Genomic DNA, 23,068 nt, shown 5'->3' on the forward strand with positions numbered 1-23,068 from the left:
CAAACAAATAGACGACAAAATAGACAGGAGATCCTCATGGAAACGGCGCTTGGCTTGAATTGTGCTATGACAGCGCCGCACCGCTTGGCCAGCCTCGCGGGCCTTCTGGCGATGGCGGACGGTGCAACCGCGATCGAAGCCATGGTGTGTGCGGCCGCAACGATTGCGGTGGTTTATCCTCATATGAACGGGCTCGGCGGAGATGCGTTTTGGACGATCAAGCGGCGCGGCGAAGCACCCGTGACAATTGCCGGCTGCGGCAGCGCTGGCGCAAAAGCCACGCGCGCGTGGTACGCAGAACAAGGCTATTGTGACGTCTTGCCCTCGCGGGGTCCTCTGGCGGCCATTACGGTGCCCGGTGCCGTTGGTACATGGCAGATGGCTTTGGATATGGTGCCGCCCGCCAGACGCTGGGCCTTAGCCGATTTGCTGGCCCCCGCGATACGCCATGCGCGCGCCGGCGTTGCGATGAGCGGGCACCAGGCCGCAATGACAGGGTTGAATCTGGATCAAGTGAAAGACGTGCCGGGATTTTCTGACGTCTTCTTAGACAAGGGGGCGTCACCTCAACCCGGATGGCGCATGCGCCAAGAGGCTTTGGCCATCACATTGGAAACCCTTGCTGCCAAGGGCTGCTTCGAGTTTTATCAAGGCGACTTGGCCCGCACCCATGCCCGGTTTTTGCAAGAGGTCGGCAGCCCGTTATGTCTGTCTGATTTCGAAGGCTACGCGCCGAAACAACAAGTCCCCCTTCAGATAGATACAAGCTGGGGCACGCTGTTCAACACGCAGCCGCCGACCCAGGGTCTGGCGTCGCTGGCCATTTTGGGTGTGTTTGACCGGCTAGGCGTCGACCCAGGGAAGACCGAGAGCTTTGCGCAAATTCATGGGTTGGTCGAATCCGTTAAACAGGCCTATCTCATGCGCAATCGCGAACTGGGCGATCCCGATCTGATGGCTTCCGCCGGACAAGAGCTTTTGAGTGATGCCGCGCTCAGCAGCATGGCCGCCGCGATTGATCCCATGCGCGCCCGGATTTGGCCTGAACAGCCAAGGAATGGGGATACGATCTGGATGGGTGCGGTCGATAAAGACGGCACGGTTGTCAGCTTTATCCAATCGCTATTCTGGGAATTCGGTTCGGCCCTTGTCTGTCCCGACACAGGCGTGATGTTCCAAAACCGCGGCGCGGATTTTCTATTGGAAGATGGTCCGCGCGGATTGGCGCCGGGGCGGCTGCCGTTTCACACGTTGAACCCAGCCTTGGCAGTGCTCAAAGATGGGCGTGTGATGGCCTATGGCACACAAGGCGGAGAAGGGCAGCCGCAAACGCAAGCCGCCGTTTTCAGCCGATATGCCCATTTCGGGATCCCTTTACAAAAGGCGATCTGCCGCCCGCGCTGGCTTTTGGGGAAATCCTGGGGCGAGGACTCAACGACATTGAAGTTGGAGGAAGACTTTGGTGCTGATCTCATCGAAGAACTGAAAGATGCAGGTCACGCGGTGGAAATCGTGCCGCCCTGTGATGGGCTGATGGGGCAAGCTGGGGCCGTTGTTCTCCATCCTGACGGAACAACAGAGGCGGCGACGGATCCCCGGTCAGACGGGGCGGCTCTGACGATCTAAAGAGTCACGTTTTGGCGGATATGGTCGTTGATAGCACCCGCCGTTGTCCACCACACCTGATCGTCCGAACGCGCCTGCATATACCGCAGGGCGCGTTCAAGATGTTTGATTCGATGCGGATGCCCCATCAGATAGCCATGCAGCGCGATGCCCATGACTAGTGGCCGAGATTTGCTTTCTTCAAGCATTACATCGAAGGTGTCGATGATCATATCGGCAAACTCGTTGCCTTCGCGCTGACGGCCAACAATCTGCGGAATGTCATTTAGTTCTTGTGGGTAGGGCACGGACAAAATCCGGCCTTTCCGCGTTGTCATCCAGGTGGGCTGATCATCGTGACACCAGTCGAGCAGATATTCGTAACCTGCTTCCTGCAAGAGATCGGGTGTGGCGTAGCTCTGCGAAATCCATGGGCCGAGCCATCCCTTTGGTGCGGCACCATGACGATTGGTCAGCATTTCGGTGGCTTCTGCAATCAATGTTGCCTCTTCCGCCTCCGGCAATACACCCTGGCGCTCTGCATTGGTACGGCCATGCCCGGCGATCTCATCGCCACGTGCTGCAAAGGCTTCGGCCAATCCATGGGTCAAGCGGTAGGTTTCTGAATTGACCAATGCGGTACAAGGCAGGCTGAGCCGGTCGAATAACTCCAGCATCCGAGGCGCTCCAACGCGGTTGCCATAGTCGCGCCAGGCAAAATTCAGGACATCCGGTTGTGGCCCACCGGGGGCGAGCATGGCGCCCAGGCCTTCCCCAAAAGAAAACACTTCAAGGTTCATACCAAGATAAACCGCGAGCCCCTTATCCCCGGGCCAGCGGTACTGTTCACGCTCGGAAATCATGCTGAACGTGTAGCGTCCATGTTGGTTTATCTGCATCACGAAACGTCCTTTGTCGCTCTCTGTAGTTCCTGCACGCCGACGGACACGAAGTCCAAAACCTGCTTTGAATCAAAGCGTCGAGCCGGGTCGATTGCCCAAAAATTCAACAAACTTGGCAATTTTGTTGAATGCTAATTCCTTATCCGCGCGGGTCTTATTGCATACAATTAAGGCGCTTTAACAACGTTTTTGCAGAAGAGATGCCAATTAATCGAAAACTTTGTATACCATTCAGGAAATCACCCATGGACAGACGAGCCTTTCTTACAACAGCCGTGGTGGCAGGCGCCCTTGCGGCACCTGCCGTTGCGCAAAGCAGTGGCACCTACAAATGGAAGATGACCACCGCATTTCCTGCGGGGGCTCCGTTTTATTCCAATGGACCAGGCTCACTGAAGGACTTCGCGGCCCGCGTGAAGGCTATGTCGGACGGCAGACTCGACATACAGATCTTCAATGGCGGCGAATTGGTGCCGGCTTTCGAAGGCATTGATGCGGCGCGTCAGGGCATCGTCGAAATGAACGCCTGGGTGTCCTATTTCGGAGCTGGACGGTTGCCTGCGGCCCAGTTCTTTGGCGCCGTTCCGTTTGGCATGTCGACCCAAGGGATGAACGCATGGTTCTATATTGGGGACGGTATCGATCTGTGGAACGAGGTTTATAACCCGCTTGGGCTGGTTGCCATGCCAATTGGTGCGACGGGTGTACAGATGACAGGCTGGTTCAACAAAGAGATTAATTCCATCGAGGACATGCAGGGCTTGCGTCTGCGTGTGCCGGGTCTTGCAGGGAAGGCATATTCACGCATTGGCGTTGATGTGAAACTGCTACCGGGTGGAGAGATTTTCCCGGCGCTTGAGCGTGGTGTCATTGATGCGGCGGAATGGGTTGGCCCGGCAATGGACAAAGTGATGGGGCTGAACAATGCGGCCAAGTATTACTACACCACCGGATGGCATGAACCGACCACGGTCACTGAACTCACGATCAACAAAGACGCCTGGGCGACCCTGCCTCCCGATCTGCAAGCCATCGTCACAAATTGTGCTGCTGCGTGTAACGTGACTTCGCATAGCTGGGGAGAGGCGAACAACGCCGCCGCCCTGCAAGAGTTCAAGGCAAACGGCACCGAGGTGCGCACCCTGCCGACCGATGTGGTCGAAGCTCTGCGCACCGAGATGATGGCAGTTTATGCAGAGATGGGCGCTCAAGACCCGCTCTTCAAAAAGGTGATGGACAATTACTTTGCCTTTAAGGCCAGCCACGATGTCTGGGCGGATGCTTCTGAAAAAGTTTGGCACACGGAACTGCGCTAATCCAGATCACGGCCCGGCGGTATTGCATCGCCGGGCGGCTTCGTCTTTGAACAAGAAGGTGTCCCATGACCGCTGCCCTACGATTTGCCGACTTTATCGACGCAATGACACGGCTTATCAGCCATATCGCTTCCATGCTGCTTCTCGCGCTGGTGGCACTCATTTTCTGCAATGTGGCCGGGCGCTATGTCATCGGCAATGCGCCGGTCTGGATGCAAGAGCTGGAATGGCACTTGCTGGTGCCAGTGGCCATGCTGGGGATCGTCGTTTTGATGCTGGAAAAGGGTCATGTACGAGTGGACATGCTCTATGATAAATTTTCTCCTAAAATGCGCAACTGGATTGATTTCATCTCCATGGTTTTGGGCGCGGCTGTGGCGCTTTTGCTGATCAAATACTCAGCTGGATTTGTCGAAAACTCGTATTCGGTGCTTGAAGGATCGCCCGATCCTGGCGGCTTGCCAGGCCGCTGGGCGCTCAAAGGATTTTTGCCCGTGGCCTTTGCGTTGCTCGCGCTGCAATGCGCTGCCAATGCCGTCCGATCTCTTTACGCTATTCGGAGTACTGAATAATGCCGCTTACGGAATTGCTCGCCATTGGCCTGATCTTTGGTTTTATGTTCTTGCTGATAGCAGGTATTCCCGTTGGCATCGGAATCGCTGTCGCCGGTTTTGTGTTTGGATGGCTGGGGTTTGGGGACTTTCTTTTCAACTTGGTCCCGTCTCGCATCTATGGCGTCGTGACCAAATACGAGTTCATCGCCATCCCGCTTTTTGTTTTTATGGGTGTCATGCTCGAGAAATCGCGCGTGGCCGAGGATATGCTGGAAGTTGTCGGGCGCCTCTCGGGCCGTCTTAACGGCGGGATGGCGATAGCGCTGATTATCGTCGGCATCCTGATGGGCGCTTCGACCGGGATCGTTGGGGCAACGGTTGCAACGCTGACAATGCTGACCCTGCCGGTGCTCTTGCGCCGGGGATATGACGCCGGGCTAGCCTCGGGGGCGATATGCGCCTCTGGCACCCTGGGTCAGATCATCCCGCCTTCTCTGGTGTTGATACTCTTGGCCGACATCATGGGCGAAAGCGTCGGCACGCTTTTTGCTGCAGCGATTATGCCGGGATTGATGTTGTCGGTGCTCTATATCGGTTTCATCGTCATCTACGGTAAATTTCGCCCCGATCTGATGCCCCAGATCCCGGCACAGGAACGCGCGGAACTCAGTGGCTGGCCGCTGGCGAAGAAAGCCGTTCTTTCTCTTGCTCCCCCCTTGCTACTGGTTGGCGGGGTACTTGGCTCGATCATCGGCGGCATCGCGGCCCCAACCGAAGCCGCCAGCGTTGGCGCGGTCTTTTCCATCGTAATTGCCGCGCTTTATGGGCGTCTGACGCTTCCAATGATCTGGCAGGCCGCCCATGGTACGCTGCGCATCTCGGCCATGATCTTCTTCATCCTCGTTTCCGCGCAGGTCTTTGCCATCGCGTTCCGGGGGCTGCATGGTGAGGATTTAGTCAAAGACATGCTCTACCTGCTTCCCGGCGGCGAAACTGGCGCGCTCATCTTCCTGATGCTCCTGCTTTTTGTGCTGGGCTTCTTCCTTGAATGGATTGAGATTAGCTATATCGCCCTGCCATTGCTCCTCCCATTCTTTATGGAGCAAGGGACAGACATGATCTGGCTAGCCGCGCTGATTGCGCTGAACCTGCAAACTTCGTTTCTAACGCCTCCCTTTGGCTGGGCTTTGTTCTTCCTGAAAGGCTCTGCGCCGCCTAGTGTTACGGCAAGCGTAATCTATACAGGTGTTATGCCTTTCATCGCCATTCAGGCGCTGGCACTTGTACTTCTATTCCACATTTCCGGCATAGCGACTTGGCTGCCGAACGCCATTGGATGGTGACGCGTGGAGTTATTTGCCACATATGCACCGCTCGCTTTGGGTCTGATCGTCGCGGCTGTCGTCGCTGGGTTAATGGCAGGGTTCCTTGGTGTCGGAGGTGGTATCGTGCTGGTGCCTGTCATGGTTTGGATGTTCGGGTTTGTCGACTTTCCGGCAGAGCTGGCAATGCACATGGCGGTGGCAACCTCGTTGACGACGATCATCTTTACCGCCATCTCATCCGCGCGGACGCATTATAGTAAAGGCGGCGTTCTTGTGCCGGTCCTGAAGTCATGGGGTCCTTTTGTTGCTGTATCCGCGTTATTCGGCGGCTTGCTGGCTCGGTTCATTGAACCAGACGTGCTCACCCTTATTTTTGCAGTCGTCGCTGTTTTCGTAGCGCTCAACTTTCTGCGGCGGGCGCCTTTGGTTATGGCCGATCAACTGCCAACAGGCTTACGCACAAACGCGGTTATCGCCAGCGGGATCGGATTGACCTCATCGCTCATGGGGATCGGTGGAGGCACGCTGGGTGTCCCGATCCTGAATGCGTTTTCCGTTCCCATCAGAAAGGCTGTTGGTACCTCGGCTGCCTTGGGGCTTGTGATTGCGATCCCAGCCGCGATCGGTTTTATTGTGTCTGGCGTGGGCATGCCGGGGCGGCCGCCGTTTTCACTTGGGTACGTCAGCCTACCAGCCGTATTTTTGATCATTCCGATCACCACCCAACTGGCCCCGATCGGAGCGCGACTGGCCCACCGGGTAAACGCTGCCTGGGTCAAGCGCGGTTTCGCCGTATTTCTTGCGCTGACCGCAGTGCGAATGTTTGTTAGCGTTCTGTGAGCCAACAAAGGGACAACGATGCTAAAGAGCGTTCATAGCCAAATGATTTCCGACACATTGGAGGAGGAAATCTTGAAGGGCGAATTGAAACCTGGCGCGCGCCTGAGCGAACAATCAATCGCAGAGCGTTTTGGTGTTTCGCGCACCCCGGTACGGGAGGCCTTGCAAAATATTGCGTCCCGGTCTTTGGCCGAGCGCGTTCCTTATAAAGGCGTCATTGTACGTGATCTTGATACAGACCGCATCAACATGATGTTCGAAGCTATGGCCGAGATGGAGGCCCTTTGCGGCGGTTTGGCCGCAGAGCGTATTCGTGACGAAGAATTAGCGCGGCTTGAGGGCATGCACCAAAGCATGTCTGAATTGGCTTCACAAAAAGCATCGCAAGATTACGAATCCATGAACCTTGACTTCCATTCGTTAATTTATCAATGCTCCGGCAACGATGACTTGGCATCCATGGCCCACGATATTCGCGTCAAGCTAGCGCCATTCCGCAAATCTCAGCTGTTTCGGTCAGAACGCCTTCAAGCCTCGAACCAAGAGCACGCTTTGATTGTCCAACTCCTTTCGATGCGCAACAAGGCAGGCACTCAAGAAGCACTCCGGTACCATTTGGAGGGCGCGAAATTGTCTTTCTCCAAAGTCCGTTCGTGACCCAACTGCTTCGCTTTCAGAACTGGGACAAATTTAAACAGTCTTTCAGGTCATACCTTTAAAGTCGAAATCAAAGCTCATGATACCCAACCTGTCATTTGCCTTCGCCCCCGCCGTAAAAGCACTGATCCGCCTGGCGTGAATGTCTAAAAAGGGCTTATTCAGTTGAAAAACTCGCCGATTTGAATGCTCGGTTTTGATCTCGATATCTGCACAGCCGAGACCTTGATCATATGGCGGGTGTTGTTTGGGGAGCCGTGATGAGCTTTGCGAGTTTTCTGAGGTTCTGGGCGGTGGCGGCGAGGTGGAATTCGTCGCGTGCGCCGCATGGACCACGTAATCGGAGGCGTCCGAGACCGAGGATGCGTTTGAGGTGGGCAAACAGCATCTCGACCTTCTTCCTGAGCTTGCAAGAGATCGCGTATTGGGTGGTTTGGGCGATGGCGCGCGCCACGTCTCGGGATGGTTCGTGGACCGACCGTGTTACCTTGCGCCGCGGCTCTTTCGGGCAGCATCGGCTTTTCAGGTTGCAGGCGTCGCAGTCGGATCTGCGGGCACGATAACGAAGGATGCCGTCCTTGTCCGGTTTCGGTTCCCTCGGCTTTGTGAAGGCCCGGCGGTATTGTTTGAGTTCCTTGCCACCTGGACAGATGTACGCGTCATTCTCAGTGTCATAGGTGAAGTCGGCTCGCTCGAAGGTCCCGTCGTTGCGACCGGATTTATCGATAACCGGGATATACGGAGCAATGCCATGATCGACAAGCCAGCCAAGCATGGGTCCCGAACCATAAGCCGTGTCTGCGATCAACCGTTCCGGCTTGAGATCATGGCGCTGGTGCACCCGACTAACCATGGTTCGGGTAGCACCGACCTCAGCCTGTCGGATAGACCGAGTTGCTTCAACATCCAGGATCACACCGTTGTCGGTGTCGATCAGATAGTTGGCGGAATAGGCAAAATAGGCGGGTCCACCCCGTGCCCCTGTCCATTGCGAGGCTGGATCGGAATGTGAGGTGAACTTCGGCTTCACCGGGCTTGCAGCACCAAAGGCGGCTTCATCCAACGTCTCTAGGTATTCCCTGACGGCGCGGGGTGCATCTTCAGGGACGATCTTCTCAGGTGCCCAATCCCGCTGCGGTGAGGAGTTCTGCCGATTGGCATCAGCCTGGATCAGGCTGGCGTCAGCTGCGAAACGCTGCCCACTGGCCAACCCTTCCTCGATACAGCGCGTAACAACCGTCTCGAACAAATGCCGCAAAAGGTCACTGTCTCGGAAACGGCCGTGCCGGTTCTTCGAGAAGGTCGAATGGTCCGGCACCGGATCAGTGAGATCGAGGCGGCAAAACCAGCGGTACGCGAGGTTGAGATGCACCTCGTCACAGAGCCGACGCTCAGATCGAATGCCCATCACGTAGCCCACCAGCAGCATCCGGATCATCAGTTCCGGATCAACTGACGGTCTGCCCGTTGAGCTATAGAAGGGGGCAAGGTGTCCCCGGATGCCTGAAAGTTCGACGAACCGGTCTATGCCACGGAGAATGTGATCCTGAGGAACATGGTCCTCAATCGAGAACTCGTAGAACAACGCTCCCTGCGCTTCCTGCCTCGGCCCCATCATCGCGGTCAATCTCCTGCAACGTCGCAAGAATTGAACCAGTCAATCCAGCACCAAACAAGAAGAGTTTTTCAACAGAATACGCAGATAGCAGACTTTGCAAAGTCTAGCGATCTGCCACCCGGGCGGCGGTCCAATGCTGCACGAGCAATGGAAAGAACAGACCTTCGCCGCAGGCGCATCCACCAACCATCATCGAACGGAACGGGTGCGGGGTTTCATGCGACGTTGCACTAGTCGGAGACCGCCAAGAGCACCTGCGAGCAGGAGGCCCGTTGCTGGCAGCGGAACTGGTGCGGGGCCTGTAAGAAAGACGCCCGATGCAGATGTATAGTTCAAGTCCGTGATAATATTAGTTTTGGCTGAGTTCAGAGCCAAGACACCATTGGTAACACTTAGTGTGTTTTGAAGGGCGATTTCATTTATTTCTCCTGTCAACAATTCCAAATGGAGCGTGTACTCACCATGGTTTTCAAACGTTGAATTCTCAAGGTAGTGTATGCCAAAGGTCTCTTCCCCAGTGGGTTTTCCTATCCCGCCGTATTGAACGCTGACACTCGAACGAGAGATCCGCGAACCATCAACATTGAGAGTGGCAAAGGAAGAAGCGAGCACGGTCCCAATGTGGCTTCCAGAAGGTTTTTCGACAAAGTCCGCCTCGACATTGAAATCCATATTCAGATCCACTTTTGAACCTGTTGTCATACCGGTTAAGTCAAATGTAAGGCGATCTTTTAATGTAATCTGCGCCGAGGGAATCGCCCCGGATACACCGTAGGGGCTTGCGATTGCTCCGGCTCCAATTGATCCTTCGCGTAAAGATGCTTTGACAGTGTTTTTTGTGATCGCAATCACGTCGCTATAGGGATCGGGAATGCCAATCGTGATGCGCTCAAAAAGGTCATCCTGCGTAACCAGGCTTGTCTTACCCGCCGTTCCAAACAGCTCAAATCTGTAACCAAAAGGGCTCTCATTAAAAGTCGCAGAAGTCGCGGGTGTCGCGGCAATCAAAACTGACGCAATTGCGCCAAAGAAAAATTTATACATCTGAACTCAACACAGTATCAGTTTTACAATGTGAAAATTATTGTGCAGGTACGGATGTGTCGTCAAGCGACCTTGATCGGTTTTAACATGGCAAAACAAAGAAAACGCCGGCCGAATGGCGAGCGCTTCATTTTCGAACAAAAAGATCTGGTGGTTAAGATTTCTTGCGAAGGCACATGAGACCGTCGAGCGCTCTGGCAAGCTGGCGTGCGGCACCAAGTTTCTTGCTTGCGTGGCATTTCCGACTTCGCGTGTGCTCTCAGCATTAAAACGAGCAGTCCGGTCTGCGCTCGAGGCCGCCTTGCGGCAGCAGGGTTGCAGCGATACCGCACACGGTCCCAACCGCCAGATGACTGAAGGCAGCCCAAACTCGACATTCGATCCCGGTGCAGAAAGCCCTATGCTGCGGTTGCGTGATCCCTAAGCCAATTTTCCGAAAGCGGACTTTCAGAGAGGCATGGCTGACTTGGCGGATGCTGCGCCCCGCCCCAATGGCAGCGAAGCGCAGATAGAGACATTTGCAAAGTCGTGGGGTTCCCGTCTTGCGGTAAATCTCCGCAGCTTTGGTCCGGCGCATCGAGTGTGTTCCGTATCCGCTGGGTTCCAGGCCAATCGCTGTAACCCAATCACGAACAAGTCGACCATATTGACGTGTTGAGATATGCGGGCGGTCGTGGAAACGGCTCGAAAACATGAACCGACACCCAATCATCTCAGGAGATCGCACCCACACTATGACGGTATCTCTTGTGTTTTCAGTGAGTTCGAACTGAACGGGTTTCTTGGTTTTACTCTGGACTATTGAAACGCGTTCGCGAACGCGGTCATCTTTTACCAGATCTGCCACGGCGAGTTTGACCAGATCACAGCCGCGCAATTTGCTATCAATCGCAACGTTAAATAGCGCAAGGTCACGAAGATAACCCGAAAGTTCAAGCCGCGCCCGGATGGCCCACACTTGTTTTGGAAGAAGGGGACGTTTTTGGCCGATGATCCGGCCCTTGTTCCAGGCTTTGTGTTTTGGGGTAACTGCGGGAAGTTGGACTCTTGGCATAATATGCCCTCCAATCCTCCCACCAAACCCAGACATCAGCACCGCGCTGACAAAGAGAGCATAGCATCAAGCTGAATGGCCGTTATCCGAAGCTGTTGGAACCCTGTTCCTCTGCCAGTGCATTCGTCCGCACAGAGCCCATTCTGTGAGTTTGGTTTTCATGCTGCCTGCGATCGTAGCAAATAATATACGACGAGAGCGATTCCGGTGCTAGCTTGTTGCGATCGATATCGCCATTCGTGCAAGTCGCAGCATAGGTCAGTTGCCAAATTAGCTCACGCTTTGCATTATACCAACAACAACTCTACCTTCCGGATTTATAGAGATTGCCCTCAAATCCTGAAAAGTTGAGCCTTGCATGCCCCAAGAAACAAGCATCAGTTTTAAACAGCTTCAAGCTCTAGAAGCTGTCTCGCGGTACGGAAGTTTCACGCTCGCAGCAAAACACCTTCGTGTTTCACAGCCCAGTGTCTCCAGTTTGATTGGTTCACTGGAAAAACAATTTAAGTGCCAGCTGTTTGAGCGCACGGGTAACGAAATTGTACCAACCAGAACTCTTGAAGAAATTCGTGGCAAGGTAAATGCAATTGTCCGACTGCGCGTGGAGTTGGAAAACCAACTGTCAGGCAAGAAAGGATTAGAGTACGGCACGCTTAATATTGGTTATACAACTCACCAGCTTGCCATGCCGATTGTTTCACAGTTTGTGCGCCAATTTCCTGGTGTGGAAGTAACTGCGCGCGCCATGGCGACGAATGATCTGTTGCCACTGTTGAGCAATGGGGTATTCGACGTGGCCTTTATTACGTCCAATGAACCCCCATCTGGTTTGCACTATACCCCGGTTGCTCACACACGGATCGGACTGATTGTGCCAGTTGAACATACGCTGGCAAAAAAAGGATCATTGGGTTGGAATGACGTTGAAGGATTGGATCTGATACAACGGGAGCCAACGTCAGAAACACGCCGGTCCTTTGAGGCAGCAGCGCGAATCGCACGGGTTCAACTCAATACATTGCTTGGTCTGGGATCCTGGGGATCGATCATGACGTTGGTACGGTCAGGATTGGGGGTCGGCGTGGGATTTGAACGGGAGTTTGTAGGAGAAGGCGGTTTGATGTTCTTACCCATCGAGGACAAAAACCTCCAAATTACCCACTACTTAACCTGTCTGCCCGCGATGCGATCTACTGCAACAGTCGGTGAGTTGCTGCGCATCACGAAAGAGGCTTTGTAACGGTTTTGCATCATACTGTAAGTCATAGGATTTTCTAATAGCCCTTGGTCTGTCATAGAACTGTAAAATTCGGCCTCTAACGCTGCGCACACACCGCACAAAGAGGCTATCATGACTATCCGAACATCTCTTCTGTCCTGCTCGGCACTTGCATTGCTGGCGTCCCCAGCCCTGGCGAACTGCCCGGCGGCAACCGTCGCTGACCCCATGGGTCTGAAATCTGAGTTCCCGCAGCAATTCGAACTGGTGGAACTGCAAAGCGCGGCATCTTGTACGCTGGCGTTTTCTGAAAACCCCTCGATCAACGCGCTGAATGCCCGCATCTTCGGCAACGCCGATCTGGCCGCCGTTGCGGATCGTCTGCCAAATGAGCCTCTGGTGGTCATGCCTTATGACACCATCGGTTCCTATGGCGGTGCGATCACCGGGCTGTCGAAAGCCACCGAATCCGGCACCTCGGATCTGCTGTCGGTACGTCACGTGAATTTCGTGCGTTACTCTGACGACCTGCAGACGGTTGTTCCGAACATCGCAAAAGCCTGGTCTTGGAACGGTGACTACACTCAACTGACCATCACGCTGCGTGAAGGCCACAAGTGGTCCGACGGCGCGCCCTTCACGGCTGCTGACGTCGAGTTCTGGATGAACGACATCATTCTGAACCCTGATGTTTACGAAAAGACCCCGGACCGCTGGTTGTTTGCAGGTGAGCCTGTGAAGGTTGAAGCCAAGGATGATCTGACCGTTCAGTTCACGTTCCCGGTTCCAACTCCCGGCATCATGAACCGCTTTGCCGTGGACTATGGCCAGCCGTTCCAGCCGAAACACTTCCTGAGCCAGTTCATGCCCAAGCACAATGCTGACGCAGATGCTGCCGCACAGGCGCTGGGTTTTGCCAATGGGGCAGAAGCGGTTGATTTCTACTATGGTGGCTCGGACTGGAAAGACGTCCCGTCGCCGCTGCTGAAAGACCCTGCCAAAGCCGAAGCAGTCGGTCGCCATGTCGTGCCGACACTGGAAAGCTACATTGTTGTGGAAGAGACCTCTGAAGGTCGCAAACTGGTGGCAAACCCCTATTTCCACCAAGTGGACACTGCAGGCAATCAGCTGCCGTACATCAACGAAATCGTTGAAACCTATGTGGCTGACAAAGAAGTCCAGAACCTCAAGATCATGAACGGTGAAGTGGTCTGGAAACAGCAGGCTGTCTTCCTTGAGGACTTCCCGCTGCTGAAGGAAAACGAAGCGCGCGGCAACTATAACATCCAGTTTGCCCCGACCTTCGGTGAAAACGTGTTCTTCTCGTTCAACCGCACCCACGAAGACGAAGTGCTGCGCAAAATCTTTAGCGATCTGCGCTTCAACCGCGCCATGTCTTTGGCTTTGAACCGCGACGAGATCAACGAGATCGTCTATCTGAGCCAAGGCACCCCGATGCAGGGCGTTCCGGCGGAACCCAAGACCGTTTCGTTCGTATCCGACGAGGTCCTGAACCGCGACATCGCGTATGATACCGCAGCCGCAAACGCGTTGCTTGATGAGATGGGTCTGGCCGACAGCGATGGCGACGGCACGCGCGAACGCCCCGATGGCAAGCCGCTGGTTGTGCGTCTGGTCTATTCCTCACAGGGTGTTCCTGTGAAGATGATGGAACTGGTGCGCGACTACTGGACTGCTGTAGGTGTGCGTGTTGACCTGAAAGAGGTAACATCGGACGAATACCGCGCCTCTGGCAACAACAACGATCTGGACCTGACCACCTGGAAATATGACGGCAATGCTGGCCCGACCATCAGCCAGGACACAACCGTGTTTGTTCCGCCTTTCGGTGACTTCTTCAACCCGGGCACTGGTGCCCTGTGGGCGTCCTGGAAGAAAACTGACGGTGCAGAAGGCATCGAGCCTCCTGCTGACATCCAGAAACTCTGGGCTCTCAGCGAGAAGTTCATCCAGGTTGAAATGGGATCTGACGAAAGCAACAAGCTGGGTGCAGAGATCGTCAAGATCCACACCGACAACATGCTGAAAATCGGCACTGTCGGGGACATCGTCGCGCCGTTCCTGTATCGCAACGATCTGCAGAACGTGAAGCCGATCAAGTCTAAGACTTACGACTTCTACTGGACCTATCCCTACCGCCCAGCCCAGTGGTGGCTGGAGCAGTAAGCCAAACTGAGTTGGCCCGGTGCACGTTCGTACGGTGTGTACGGCATGCGCCGGGCCTTCGTTTTTCCCTTCGGCGGAGTTCGTCTGAATGCTCAGATTCACATTAGAGCGCATGCTTGGCATGATCATCACGATGGCCTTGGTGTCATTGATGGTCTTCCTAATCATGGAAATTCCACCCGGTGACTACGCTGACCGATATGCTTTCCGCAAATACTCTGGCACTGGCGTTAACGTAACCGAAGCAGACATTCAGGCGATCCGTGTTGATCTGGGTCTCGATAAGCCAATGCTGTTTCGTTACTTCGATTGGATCGGTGGCATCGTACTGCGCGGCGATTTTGGGCAGGCGTTTGCCTTTGAAACATCGGTTGCAAATGTCATCGGCGACAAGGTCTGGCTTACCACCGGCATCCTGTTTGCCACGCTGATCCTGACCTATATCATCTCCATCCCAATCGGCATCTATGCTGCGGTGCGCCGTGGATCGGCCGTGGATTACGGGCTGACAGTATTCTCCTATCTGGGTCTTGCCCTGCCGAATTTTCTTTTGGCTTTGGTGCTGCTTTACTTTGCAAACCTTTGGTTTGGCGCTGATATTGGGGGGCTTTTCTCTGCTGCCTATCAGGATGCACCTTGGTCACTGGCCAAAGTGTGGGACATGCTCAAACACCTTTGGCTGCCGGCGATCGTGCTGGCCTGGTCGGCCGTAGCCTATCAGATCCAAACCGTGCGGGCGACAATGTCGGATGAGCTGAACAAGCTCTCTGTCACTGCCGCGCGGGCGCGCGGGGTGCCCGAAGGGCGATTGCTGATCAAATATCCTGCGCGGCTTGCGATCAACCCGATTGTGTCGACCATCGGTTTTGACGTGAACCGCATCTTCTCGGAACTGCCGATTGTGGCCGTGGTGCTGGGACTGACCGAATTGGGCGAGTTGTTGTTAAAGGCCTATCTCGACCTCGATATGAATGTGGCAGGCGCGATCCTGCTGATGCTGACCTTCGCCATTGTCCTTATGAACTTTGTCTCGGACCTGCTGCTTGCGTGGCTGGATCCGCGCATCAAACTGGGCGCCTGATTCATGACCGATACGTTTGACCCGAAGCAACAACCGCTGACCGTTGAAGAAGAAAAAGAGCGCCAGCGCCTTTTGAAATACTACTCAGCCTCTCAATGGACGCTGATCTGGTGGCGTTTTCGCCGTCACCGTGCGGCCATGCTGGCGTCTGTCCTTTTGGGCCTGATGGCGCTGGCAGGCATGTTTGCCGAATTTGTCGCGCCCTATGGGCCGGTGACACGCGACACCTCCTACATTGAGGGCCCGCCACAAGTTCCTAAATTCTGCGACCAGAACGGCTGCTCGATTGTGCCATTTGTGCACGGAACCTCGACGAAGCGCGATCCGGTCACATTGCGTGCGATTTCTGTTCCTGATCCTGAGGTGCGCCATTACTTGCAGGTCTTTGTAAAAGGCGAGCCGGTGAAGGTGCTTGGGGTGCTGCCGACCGATCGTCACCTTATCGGTCTGAGCCCGGACGTGGACCAGAAGTTTCATTTCTGGGGCACCGATGATTTGGGCAGGGATGTGTTTAGTCGCACGATCTATGCCACCCGTACCTCGCTTTCGATCGGCGTGTTGGGCGTGCTGATTTCGTTCGTATTGGCGCTGACCATCGGGGGTGTTGCAGGATATTTCGGTGGGTTGATTGACAATGTCATCCAACGCGTAACTGAGGTCATTCGCGTGGTTCCCATTATCCCGCTGTATATGGGGCTGGCTGCGGCCATGCCCAAGGAATGGTCCACGACGCAAGTCTATTTTGCCATGACGCTGATATTGGGCTTGTTCGGCTGGCCGACTTTGGCGCGGCGCATACGCTCACAGCTTTTGTCGATCCGCAACGAAGACTATGTGGTTGCAGCTCGTCTGGCTGGCGCGCGCCCCAAACGGATCATTGCCCAGCACATGCTGCCAAGTTTCACCAGTTTCATCATTGTCGATCTGGTCATCAGCTTTCCCTACATGATCCTTAGCGAAACCGCGCTGAGCTTTGTGGGCCTTGGCCTGCGCCCACCCTCGGTATCCTGGGGGGTCCTTCTTCAGCAGGCGCAATCGGTTCGCGCGATCGAACAGACCCCGTGGCTGTTCATTCCTGCCATTTTTGTTGTGGTTGCCGTGCTTGCGTTCACGGTCATTGGTGACGGCCTTCGTGACGCCGCTGACCCATATGCGGAGGCCAAGTGATGACCAAGATACTCGACGTTCAAAACCTGACATTGAACTTCAGGACTGACGAAGGCCTGATTACTCCTGTGCGCAATGTCTCCTTTTCTTTGGAAAAGGGCAAAACATTGGGCATCGTAGGAGAGTCAGGTTCCGGCAAATCCATCAGTACCAAGGCGGTGATGCAGCTCTTGCCGGGGATCGCTTCTATTGGTGAAGACAGTCAGATCAATTACATCGCAAAAAACGGCAAGGCGGTTGATATCGCCAAGATCCACCGGAACGATCCGCGCATGCATCGATTGCGCGGCGGCGAAATTGGTATGATCTTTCAGGAACCGATGGCCAGCTTCTCGCCAGTTTACACCGTTGGCAATCAGATCATGGAAGCCATCTTGCTGCATCGCAAAGTTTCGCGCCGTCAAGCGCGTGAAATTGCGATTGAGATGCTGGATAAGGTTGGACTGACCAATCCGGGACAGCGTGTCGATCAATACCCGCACGAATTGTCCGGAGGTATGCGCCAACGCGCGATGATCGCCCTTGCACTGTCGGCCGGTCCACAACTGTTGATCGCTGACGAACCCACGACGGCTCTTGATGTGACCATTCAGGCGCAGGTTCTGAAACTGATGCGCGACCTGCAAACCGAACTCGATATGAGCATGATCTTCATCACCCACGATCTGGGTGTAGTTGCGCAGGTCGCTGATGATGTCGCGGTGATGTACAAAGGCGAAATCGTCGAACGCGGCACCGTTCGCGAGGTGATCCAAAACCCGCAAGAAGCCTATACCAAACGGCTGTTGGCTGCTGTGCCACGCTTGGACAAGGTTGTCCCACCTAAACCGCTGACAGGGGGGGGGGGCCGATCCTTGATCGACGTCAAAAATCTGGCTGTGGATTTCGAAGTTAAGAACAAGAAACTGTTCCGCACCGAAATCGAAACCGTGCGGGCTGTACGCGACATCACCTTTGATATTCTGCGTGGTGAGACTGTTGGATTGGTTGGGGAGTCCGGTTCGGGCAAAACCACAGTTGGTCGCGCCATTCTACGGGCGATTGACCCGAGCGACGGCGAAGTGATTTTTCATCGCAAAAACAAGGGTGATATCGATCTGGCACACGCCAGCCCAGAGGAGTTGCGCAAGGTGCGCTCCAAGCTCAACATGGCTTTTTCGGAAGGGCCGGTACAGATCAACGCTCTGGCTGGTGATGTGCTGAGGTCCTTCCGACCAGAGATGAGTTTGGTCTTTCAGGACCCTTACTCGTCGCTCAATCCCCGCATGACCGTACGTGATATCATTGCCGAGCCTCTGGTGGCGTCCGGCGTGATGACCGATCGAGAGAAAATCGACGAGCGCGTGCGCGAAATTGCAGCGCGCTGTAAAATTGATCTGGAGCACCTGCGTCGCTTCCCACATGCGTTTTCGGGGGGGCAGCGCCAGCGGATCTGCATTGCCCGTGCGCTGGTTTCAAAGCCGAAATTTGTGGTCTGCGACGAATGCGTATCCGCGCTGGACGTATCAATCCAGGCTGAAATTGTAGATCTGTTGCGCGACATTCAGAACGAAATGGGCATCAGCTTTCTGTTCATTGCGCATGATCTGGCGGTGGTGGCGCAAATTTCCCACCGTGTCGCTGTGATGTATCGCGGCCAGTTTATGGAGTATGGGCCAACAGAGAAGATTTTCTTCAATCCCCGTCACCCCTATACACGAGCACTACTTACGGCGGTGCCTCACCCGGACCCCGATGCCCCGTTCAATCCCGAGAAGTTTGAAGGCGAAGACTTTCATCCGGTCGTTCAATGGACAGATGGCGGGTATCGCGTTGTTGATGAGCCGAAAGGCTTTGACCGCGTGGCGCATCCGATCGAGCTTATCGAAATCGACGATGGCCACTTTGTGGCCTGCCATGTGTTGCCTACAAAATCTGCAACGGCGTCTCGGCCAACGCTAGAATTGGCTTGAGTTGGAACTGGACTAAATGACAACTGACATTACGCAACACGCGGAACGGATTTCATCCATCGCCGCTGAAGCCGCACTTGGCTATTTTCGAGGCAAGCTTGGGGTTGATTTCAAATCTGACGAAAGCCCCGTTACCCAAGCCGACCGAGGGGTCGAGGAAATTGTGCGCAGCTATCTGGCTGAGTATTTTCCAGAAGATGGCGTCTTTGGGGAAGAGGCCGGTTTTCAGGGCGATGATCGTGATCATATCTGGATTGTTGATCCTATTGACGGCACTAGATCGTTTTTATCGGGGCATCCGCTCTTTGGTTTTCTGTTGGGCCGGTTAAAATTTGGTCAGCTCGAAATCGGCGTGATTGGCGTTCCGACCTTGGGGGAAACTCTTATCGGCGTGAAAGACAAGGGTGCGACTGTGAATGGGAAGCCGATTTCCGTCAGCAACCAGACTGCACTAGAAGAGGCAGTCCTGTTCATCAACGAGGGCGAGAAAATCTACCGTGACCATGCGGCAGTTTTTGATCAACTCATGAAGGCCGGACAAACCCGCCGCCTTTCCTATGATTGTTATCCCCACGCGCTTTTAGCGATGGGTCATGTCGATGCAGTGGTCGACTATGATCTTCAGCCCTACGACTACCTGCCCGTGCGCGCTGTCGTCGAAGCAGCTGGGGGTATCATGACCGACTGGAACGGTAAGGCGTTGACGCTTCAATCCGAGGGGCATGTTGTCTCCGCAGCAACACCTGCGTTGCACGAGGCTGTCCTGGAACTAATCCAGGCGGAGTGGGCGCGATGACTGCCAGATCTAAGAACATACTCTTTATTGTTATTGATCAGCTTCGCGCGGATTGCGTGTTTGGTGAGCTCGCCAAATATGTCGATTTGCCCAATCTGCGCTCGCTGATGGCGGATGGTGTAACGTTCAAAAACCACTTCTCGGTCACCAATCCCTGCGGCCCATCACGCGCCTCGTTGCTAACTGGCCAATACGCGATGAACCATCGGTCTGTGCGCAATGGAACGCCGCTACGCCATGACACGCCGAACCTTGGCACCGAGCTGCGCAAAGCGGGCTATATCCCGAAACTATTTGGCTATACCGATACCTCGCAGGATCCGCGCGTGCATAATGCGGATGATCCTGCGTTGTTTTCCTATGAATATCCAATGGCCAGTTTCGAGGAAGTGGTGGAAATGCGGGCCGAAGTCTCGGCGGGGTGGCAGGGCTATCTTCGGGACAAGGGTTACCAGTTCGATGGGCTGGGAGATCTGTTTGTTCCGCAACAGGAAAACTGCATGCTGCACCCAGATGGACCCGCGCTTTACGCCAAGGAACACAGCGACACGGCTTACCTGACGGACAAGTTCCTTGAGCATATGGCGGTCAATCCTGCGCAGGGCTGGTGCGCGCACCTGACCTACATTCGACCCCATCCGCCGCTTGTCGCGCCAGCGCCTTACAATCGCATGTACGATCCCAATGAATTGCCGATGCCCAACCGCTTGGCCAGTACAGAAGACGAGATTTCCGTACACCCCTTCTTTGAAGGTACTATTCGCTCAACCTCCGTTGCCGATTTTGTGGACGGGCAACCGGATTTGATGCCAACCGATGCCAATGTTCAGACCCTGCGCTCGATCTACTTGGGGCTGGCCACTGAAGTGGATCATCACATCGGACGGGTTATGTCCTTTCTGAAAGACAGTGGGCAATACGAAGACACTCTGATCGTCGTGACCGCAGATCACGGTGAGATGCTGGGAGACCACCATAGTTGGGGCAAGATGTCGGTACATGACGCAGCCTTCCACGTGCCTCTGATTGTGGGAATGCCTGGAAGCGGAACTCTCGCCGGGCAGGACGTCACGGCGCCAACCGAGTCCATCGATATCATGCCTACAATTCTGGACTGGATCGGTCAGGAGATCCCGAATTCTGTCGATGGTCGTTCATTGTTGCCGTTTTTCGGGACGGAAAAGCCGAAGAACTGGCGAAACTACACCTACTCGGAGTTCGATTTTGGCGAGCCACTTTATGAAACAGAGTGGCAAAAGGTGTTAGGCACATCGATCAGCCAATCCAACGTGGCAATCTTGCGTGAAGATCAGTTTTTACTTGTGGAATTTGCTGGTGAAATTGCACCGCTCTTGCTTGACCGGCATTCCGATGGGTCAGAGAATTTGGCTCAGCAAGCAAAATGCAAAGTCGACCTCTTACGAATGACCCGAAAGCTGCTGCGGCATCGCATGCAAAACGCCGATCAAACGCTGTCTTTCGTGACCATCACGGACAACGGCGCGGTGACGAAGCAGCGATGGGTATAGACCGAGAAAATTGCGCATTTTTACGACTGCCTTGTGTAGAAAGCCAAGCTAAGCGTGAAAGTGCGGCCATGGTGCACGCTTTCGTTCAGTTTGAACCGATGGCCTGGATGTCCCCGACATTCCTCGCTTTCAATGGCCTGAAACAGAAAACCTGCCGCGCTACACAGCAATCAGTGCTGCACTGGAAAGGTTCGGAACCCAAGACCAATTTCTCCGCACTTGGATAGCTCGGAAAGGAAGCGGCGAAAACGAAGGCTGGATTTGACGGCGCGGAGTCGGTTTGAATGGTCGGTTTGACGCCGCTAGCCAGAAGACGGCTAGTTCCGTTCGGCAAACGCGAACGGACGCTGCACAAGCGAAGGCACAAATTCCAATGCCTGCTTTGTCCCGCGACCTGTAAGTTCGCCGCTCGATCGATGCTGCCACCTGCACGAATGGCCGGTTGTTCTGCTGCGCGACAGCATGAAGTTTTTCGCTCATGCCGCATTTCTCCCGCTGCGAGCGCACGCAGCATAAAAACAAAATGGCCGGGTCGGGCTTATTCAGTTGAAAAACTCGCCGATTTGAATGCTCGGTTTTGATCTCGATATCTGCACAGCCGAGACCTTGATCATATGGCGGGTGTTGTTTGGGGAGCCGTGATGAGCTTTGCGAGTTTTCTGAGGTTCTGGGCGGTGGCGGCGAGGTGGAATTCGTCGCGTGCGCCGCATGGACCACGTAATCGGAGGCGTCCGAGACCGAGGATGCGTTTGAGGTGGGCAAACAGCATCTCGACCTTCTTCCTGAGCTTGCAAGAGATCGCGTATTGGGTGGTTTGGGCGATGGCGCGCGCCACGTCTCGGGATGGTTCGTGGACCGACCGTGTTACCTTGCGCCGCGGCTCTTTCGGGCAGCATCGGCTTTTCAGGTTGCAGGCGTCGCAGTCGGATCTGCGGGCACGATAACGAAGGATGCCGTCCTTGTCCGGTTTCGGTTCCCTCGGCTTTGTGAAGGCCCGGCGGTATTGTTTGAGTTCCTTGCCACCTGGACAGATGTACGCGTCATTCTCAGTGTCATAGGTGAAGTCGGCTCGCTCGAAGGTCCCGTCGTTGCGACCGGATTTATCGATAACCGGGATATGCGGAGCAATGCCATGATCGACAAGCCAGCCAAGCATGGGTCCCGAACCATAAGCCGTGTCTGCGATCAACCGTTCCGGCTTGAGATCATGGCGCTGGTGCACCCGACTAACCATGGTTCGGGTAGCACCGACCTCAGCCTGTCGGATAGACCGAGTTGCTTCAACATCCAGGATCACACCGTTGTCGGTGTCGATCAGATAGTTGGCGGAATAGGCAAAATAGGCGGGTCCACCCCGTGCCCCTGTCCATTGCGAGGCTGGATCGGAATGTGAGGTGAACTTCGGCTTCACCGGGCTTGCAGCACCAAAGGCGGCTTCATCCAACGTCTCTAGGTATTCCCTGACGGCGCGGGGTGCATCTTCAGGGACGATCTTCTCAGGTGCCCAATCCCGCTGCGGTGAGGAGTTCTGCCGATTGGCATCAGCCTGGATCAGGCTGGCGTCAGCTGCGAAACGCTGCCCACTGGCCAACCCTTCCTCGATACAGCGCGTAACAACCGTCTCGAACAAATGCCGCAAAAGGTCACTGTCTCGGAAACGGCCGTGCCGGTTCTTCGAGAAGGTCGAATGGTCCGGCACCGGATCAGTGAGATCGAGGCGGCAAAACCAGCGGTACGCGAGGTTGAGATGCACCTCGTCACAGAGCCGACGCTCAGATCGAATGCCCATCACGTAGCCCACCAGCAGCATCCGGATCATCAGTTCCGGATCAACTGACGGTCTGCCCGTTGAGCTATAGAAGGGGGCAAGGTGTCCCCGGATGCCTGAAAGTTCGACGAACCGGTCTATGCCACGGAGAATGTGATCCTGAGGAACATGGTCCTCAATCGAGAACTCGTAGAACAACGCTCCCTGCGCTTCCTGCCTCGGCCCCATCATCGCGGTCAATCTCCTGCAACGTCGCAAGAATTGAACCAGTCAATCCAGCACCAAACAAGAAGAGTTTTTCAACAGAATAGGCCCTGAGCCGACATCCAGCCTGATGTGTTGATGCTGCAGTCGCAGCCCGCGTTGCTGACTTTCGCTGCGACAGCGAAAGTCAGCGAGTATGGAACTGGAACTGTGCGGGACAAAGCGACCATTGGCCGTAGTCAAACCAATG

17 protein-coding genes and 1 pseudogene are annotated in these 23,068 nt (G+C 54.9%); 13 read left to right on the forward strand and 5 right to left on the reverse strand.

From position 1 onward, the window contains the following. The first annotated feature begins 36 nt into the window (after positions 1–36). On the forward strand, positions 37–1,626 hold the full coding sequence (locus ACXAEW_RS10880; RefSeq protein ID WP_474941330.1) for a gamma-glutamyltransferase family protein: 1,590 nt from the start codon (positions 37–39) through the stop codon (positions 1,624–1,626). Here the strand turns inward: ACXAEW_RS10880 and ACXAEW_RS10885 are convergent. Beyond that, a complete protein-coding gene (locus ACXAEW_RS10885) occupies positions 1,623–2,504 on the reverse strand; it encodes a polysaccharide deacetylase family protein (protein WP_474941331.1) in 882 nt (293 codons plus the stop codon). The genes ACXAEW_RS10880 and ACXAEW_RS10885 overlap by 4 nt on opposite strands. 248 nt (positions 2,505–2,752) lie before the next feature. On the opposite strand from ACXAEW_RS10885, the gene ACXAEW_RS10890 reads away from it, so the two are divergent. The 5 genes from ACXAEW_RS10890 (at position 2,753) to ACXAEW_RS10910 (ending at position 7,199) form a co-directional block, all read left to right on the forward strand. Beyond that, positions 2,753–3,823, forward strand: coding sequence for a TRAP transporter substrate-binding protein (locus ACXAEW_RS10890; RefSeq protein ID WP_474941332.1), 1,071 nt, complete (start codon positions 2,753–2,755; stop codon positions 3,821–3,823). A gap of 65 nt (positions 3,824–3,888) precedes the next feature. After that, positions 3,889–4,395, forward strand: coding sequence for a TRAP transporter small permease subunit (locus tag ACXAEW_RS10895; RefSeq protein ID WP_474941333.1), 507 nt, complete (start codon positions 3,889–3,891; stop codon positions 4,393–4,395). Then, positions 4,395–5,720, forward strand: a complete 1,326-nt coding sequence (locus ACXAEW_RS10900) for a TRAP transporter large permease (protein ID WP_474941334.1) — start codon at positions 4,395–4,397, stop codon at positions 5,718–5,720. Before ACXAEW_RS10895 ends, ACXAEW_RS10900 begins: the two co-directional genes overlap by 1 nt. A 3-nt stretch (positions 5,721–5,723) precedes the next feature. Further along, positions 5,724–6,542, forward strand: coding sequence for a sulfite exporter TauE/SafE family protein (locus ACXAEW_RS10905; protein WP_474941335.1), 819 nt, complete (start codon positions 5,724–5,726; stop codon positions 6,540–6,542). 18 nt (positions 6,543–6,560) lie between these two features. After that, positions 6,561–7,199: a GntR family transcriptional regulator gene (locus ACXAEW_RS10910; RefSeq protein ID WP_474941336.1), complete on the forward strand. Its 639-nt coding sequence runs from the start codon at positions 6,561–6,563 to the stop codon at positions 7,197–7,199. 229 nt (positions 7,200–7,428) lie between these two features. Here ACXAEW_RS10910 and ACXAEW_RS10915 read toward each other — a convergent pair whose 3' ends face one another. From ACXAEW_RS10915 to ACXAEW_RS10925, 3 genes and pseudogenes are all read right to left on the reverse strand, one after another. Further along, complete coding sequence (locus ACXAEW_RS10915; protein ID WP_474940964.1) at positions 7,429–8,817, reverse strand: transposase; 1,389 nt, start codon at positions 8,815–8,817, stop codon at positions 7,429–7,431. 189 nt (positions 8,818–9,006) lie between these two features. Next, complete coding sequence (locus ACXAEW_RS10920; protein WP_474941337.1) at positions 9,007–9,861, reverse strand: hypothetical protein; 855 nt, start codon at positions 9,859–9,861, stop codon at positions 9,007–9,009. A gap of 511 nt (positions 9,862–10,372) precedes the next feature. Next, positions 10,373–10,915 (reverse strand): annotated as a pseudogene (locus ACXAEW_RS10925) (tyrosine-type recombinase/integrase); the annotation flags it as partial. Between the two features lie 358 nt (positions 10,916–11,273). Between ACXAEW_RS10925 and ACXAEW_RS10930 the strand changes: the two are divergent. The 7 genes from ACXAEW_RS10930 (at position 11,274) to ACXAEW_RS10960 (ending at position 20,846) form a co-directional block, all read left to right on the forward strand. Then, the gene (locus ACXAEW_RS10930) at positions 11,274–12,155 is read left to right on the forward strand and encodes a LysR substrate-binding domain-containing protein (protein WP_474941338.1); all 882 of its coding nucleotides are present in this window, start codon (positions 11,274–11,276) and stop codon (positions 12,153–12,155) included. A 111-nt stretch (positions 12,156–12,266) separates the two neighbouring features. After that, the gene (locus ACXAEW_RS10935) at positions 12,267–14,321 is read left to right on the forward strand and encodes an ABC transporter substrate-binding protein (RefSeq protein WP_474941339.1); all 2,055 of its coding nucleotides are present in this window, start codon (positions 12,267–12,269) and stop codon (positions 14,319–14,321) included. Between the two features lie 88 nt (positions 14,322–14,409). Beyond that, positions 14,410–15,402, forward strand: a complete 993-nt coding sequence (locus ACXAEW_RS10940; RefSeq protein WP_474941340.1) for an ABC transporter permease — start codon at positions 14,410–14,412, stop codon at positions 15,400–15,402. A 3-nt stretch (positions 15,403–15,405) separates the two neighbouring features. Next, positions 15,406–16,569, forward strand: coding sequence for an ABC transporter permease (locus tag ACXAEW_RS10945; protein WP_474941341.1), 1,164 nt, complete (start codon positions 15,406–15,408; stop codon positions 16,567–16,569). Then, positions 16,569–18,521, forward strand: a complete 1,953-nt coding sequence (locus tag ACXAEW_RS10950; protein ID WP_474941342.1) for an ABC transporter ATP-binding protein — start codon at positions 16,569–16,571, stop codon at positions 18,519–18,521. The genes ACXAEW_RS10945 and ACXAEW_RS10950 overlap by 1 nt, the downstream gene beginning before the upstream one ends. 16 nt (positions 18,522–18,537) lie before the next feature. Then, on the forward strand, positions 18,538–19,317 hold the full coding sequence (locus tag ACXAEW_RS10955) for an inositol monophosphatase family protein (RefSeq protein WP_474941343.1): 780 nt from the start codon (positions 18,538–18,540) through the stop codon (positions 19,315–19,317). Beyond that, a complete protein-coding gene (locus ACXAEW_RS10960) occupies positions 19,314–20,846 on the forward strand; it encodes an alkaline phosphatase family protein (RefSeq protein ID WP_474941344.1) in 1,533 nt (510 codons plus the stop codon). Before ACXAEW_RS10955 ends, ACXAEW_RS10960 begins: the two co-directional genes overlap by 4 nt. Before the next feature lie 610 nt (positions 20,847–21,456). Here ACXAEW_RS10960 and ACXAEW_RS10965 read toward each other — a convergent pair. Further along, complete coding sequence (locus tag ACXAEW_RS10965) at positions 21,457–22,845, reverse strand: transposase (protein WP_474940388.1); 1,389 nt, start codon at positions 22,843–22,845, stop codon at positions 21,457–21,459. Positions 22,846–23,068: the final 223 nt, after the last annotated feature.

The sequence above is a fragment of the Epibacterium sp. ABZ3_068 genome (genome assembly GCF_056159265.1).

Bases quoted from the DNA above. Each gene is read 5' to 3' on its own strand.
- ACXAEW_RS10880 (WP_474941330.1), top strand. From the start codon at position 37: ATGGAAACGGCGCTTGGCTTGAATTGTGCTATGACAGCGCCGCACCGC.
- ACXAEW_RS10885 (WP_474941331.1), bottom strand. From the start codon at position 2,504: ATGCAGATAAACCAACATGGACGCTACACGTTCAGCATGATTTCCGAG.
- ACXAEW_RS10890 (WP_474941332.1), top strand. From the start codon at position 2,753: ATGGACAGACGAGCCTTTCTTACAACAGCCGTGGTGGCAGGCGCCCTT.
- ACXAEW_RS10895 (WP_474941333.1), top strand. From the start codon at position 3,889: ATGACCGCTGCCCTACGATTTGCCGACTTTATCGACGCAATGACACGG.
- ACXAEW_RS10900 (WP_474941334.1), top strand. From the start codon at position 4,395: ATGCCGCTTACGGAATTGCTCGCCATTGGCCTGATCTTTGGTTTTATG.
- ACXAEW_RS10910 (WP_474941336.1), top strand. From the start codon at position 6,561: ATGCTAAAGAGCGTTCATAGCCAAATGATTTCCGACACATTGGAGGAG.
- ACXAEW_RS10915 (WP_474940964.1), bottom strand. From the start codon at position 8,817: ATGATGGGGCCGAGGCAGGAAGCGCAGGGAGCGTTGTTCTACGAGTTC.
- ACXAEW_RS10920 (WP_474941337.1), bottom strand. From the start codon at position 9,861: ATGTATAAATTTTTCTTTGGCGCAATTGCGTCAGTTTTGATTGCCGCG.
- ACXAEW_RS10930 (WP_474941338.1), top strand. From the start codon at position 11,274: ATGCCCCAAGAAACAAGCATCAGTTTTAAACAGCTTCAAGCTCTAGAA.
- ACXAEW_RS10935 (WP_474941339.1), top strand. From the start codon at position 12,267: ATGACTATCCGAACATCTCTTCTGTCCTGCTCGGCACTTGCATTGCTG.
- ACXAEW_RS10940 (WP_474941340.1), top strand. From the start codon at position 14,410: ATGCTCAGATTCACATTAGAGCGCATGCTTGGCATGATCATCACGATG.
- ACXAEW_RS10945 (WP_474941341.1), top strand. From the start codon at position 15,406: ATGACCGATACGTTTGACCCGAAGCAACAACCGCTGACCGTTGAAGAA.
- ACXAEW_RS10950 (WP_474941342.1), top strand. From the start codon at position 16,569: ATGACCAAGATACTCGACGTTCAAAACCTGACATTGAACTTCAGGACT.
- ACXAEW_RS10955 (WP_474941343.1), top strand. From the start codon at position 18,538: ATGACAACTGACATTACGCAACACGCGGAACGGATTTCATCCATCGCC.
- ACXAEW_RS10960 (WP_474941344.1), top strand. From the start codon at position 19,314: ATGACTGCCAGATCTAAGAACATACTCTTTATTGTTATTGATCAGCTT.
- ACXAEW_RS10965 (WP_474940388.1), bottom strand. From the start codon at position 22,845: ATGATGGGGCCGAGGCAGGAAGCGCAGGGAGCGTTGTTCTACGAGTTC.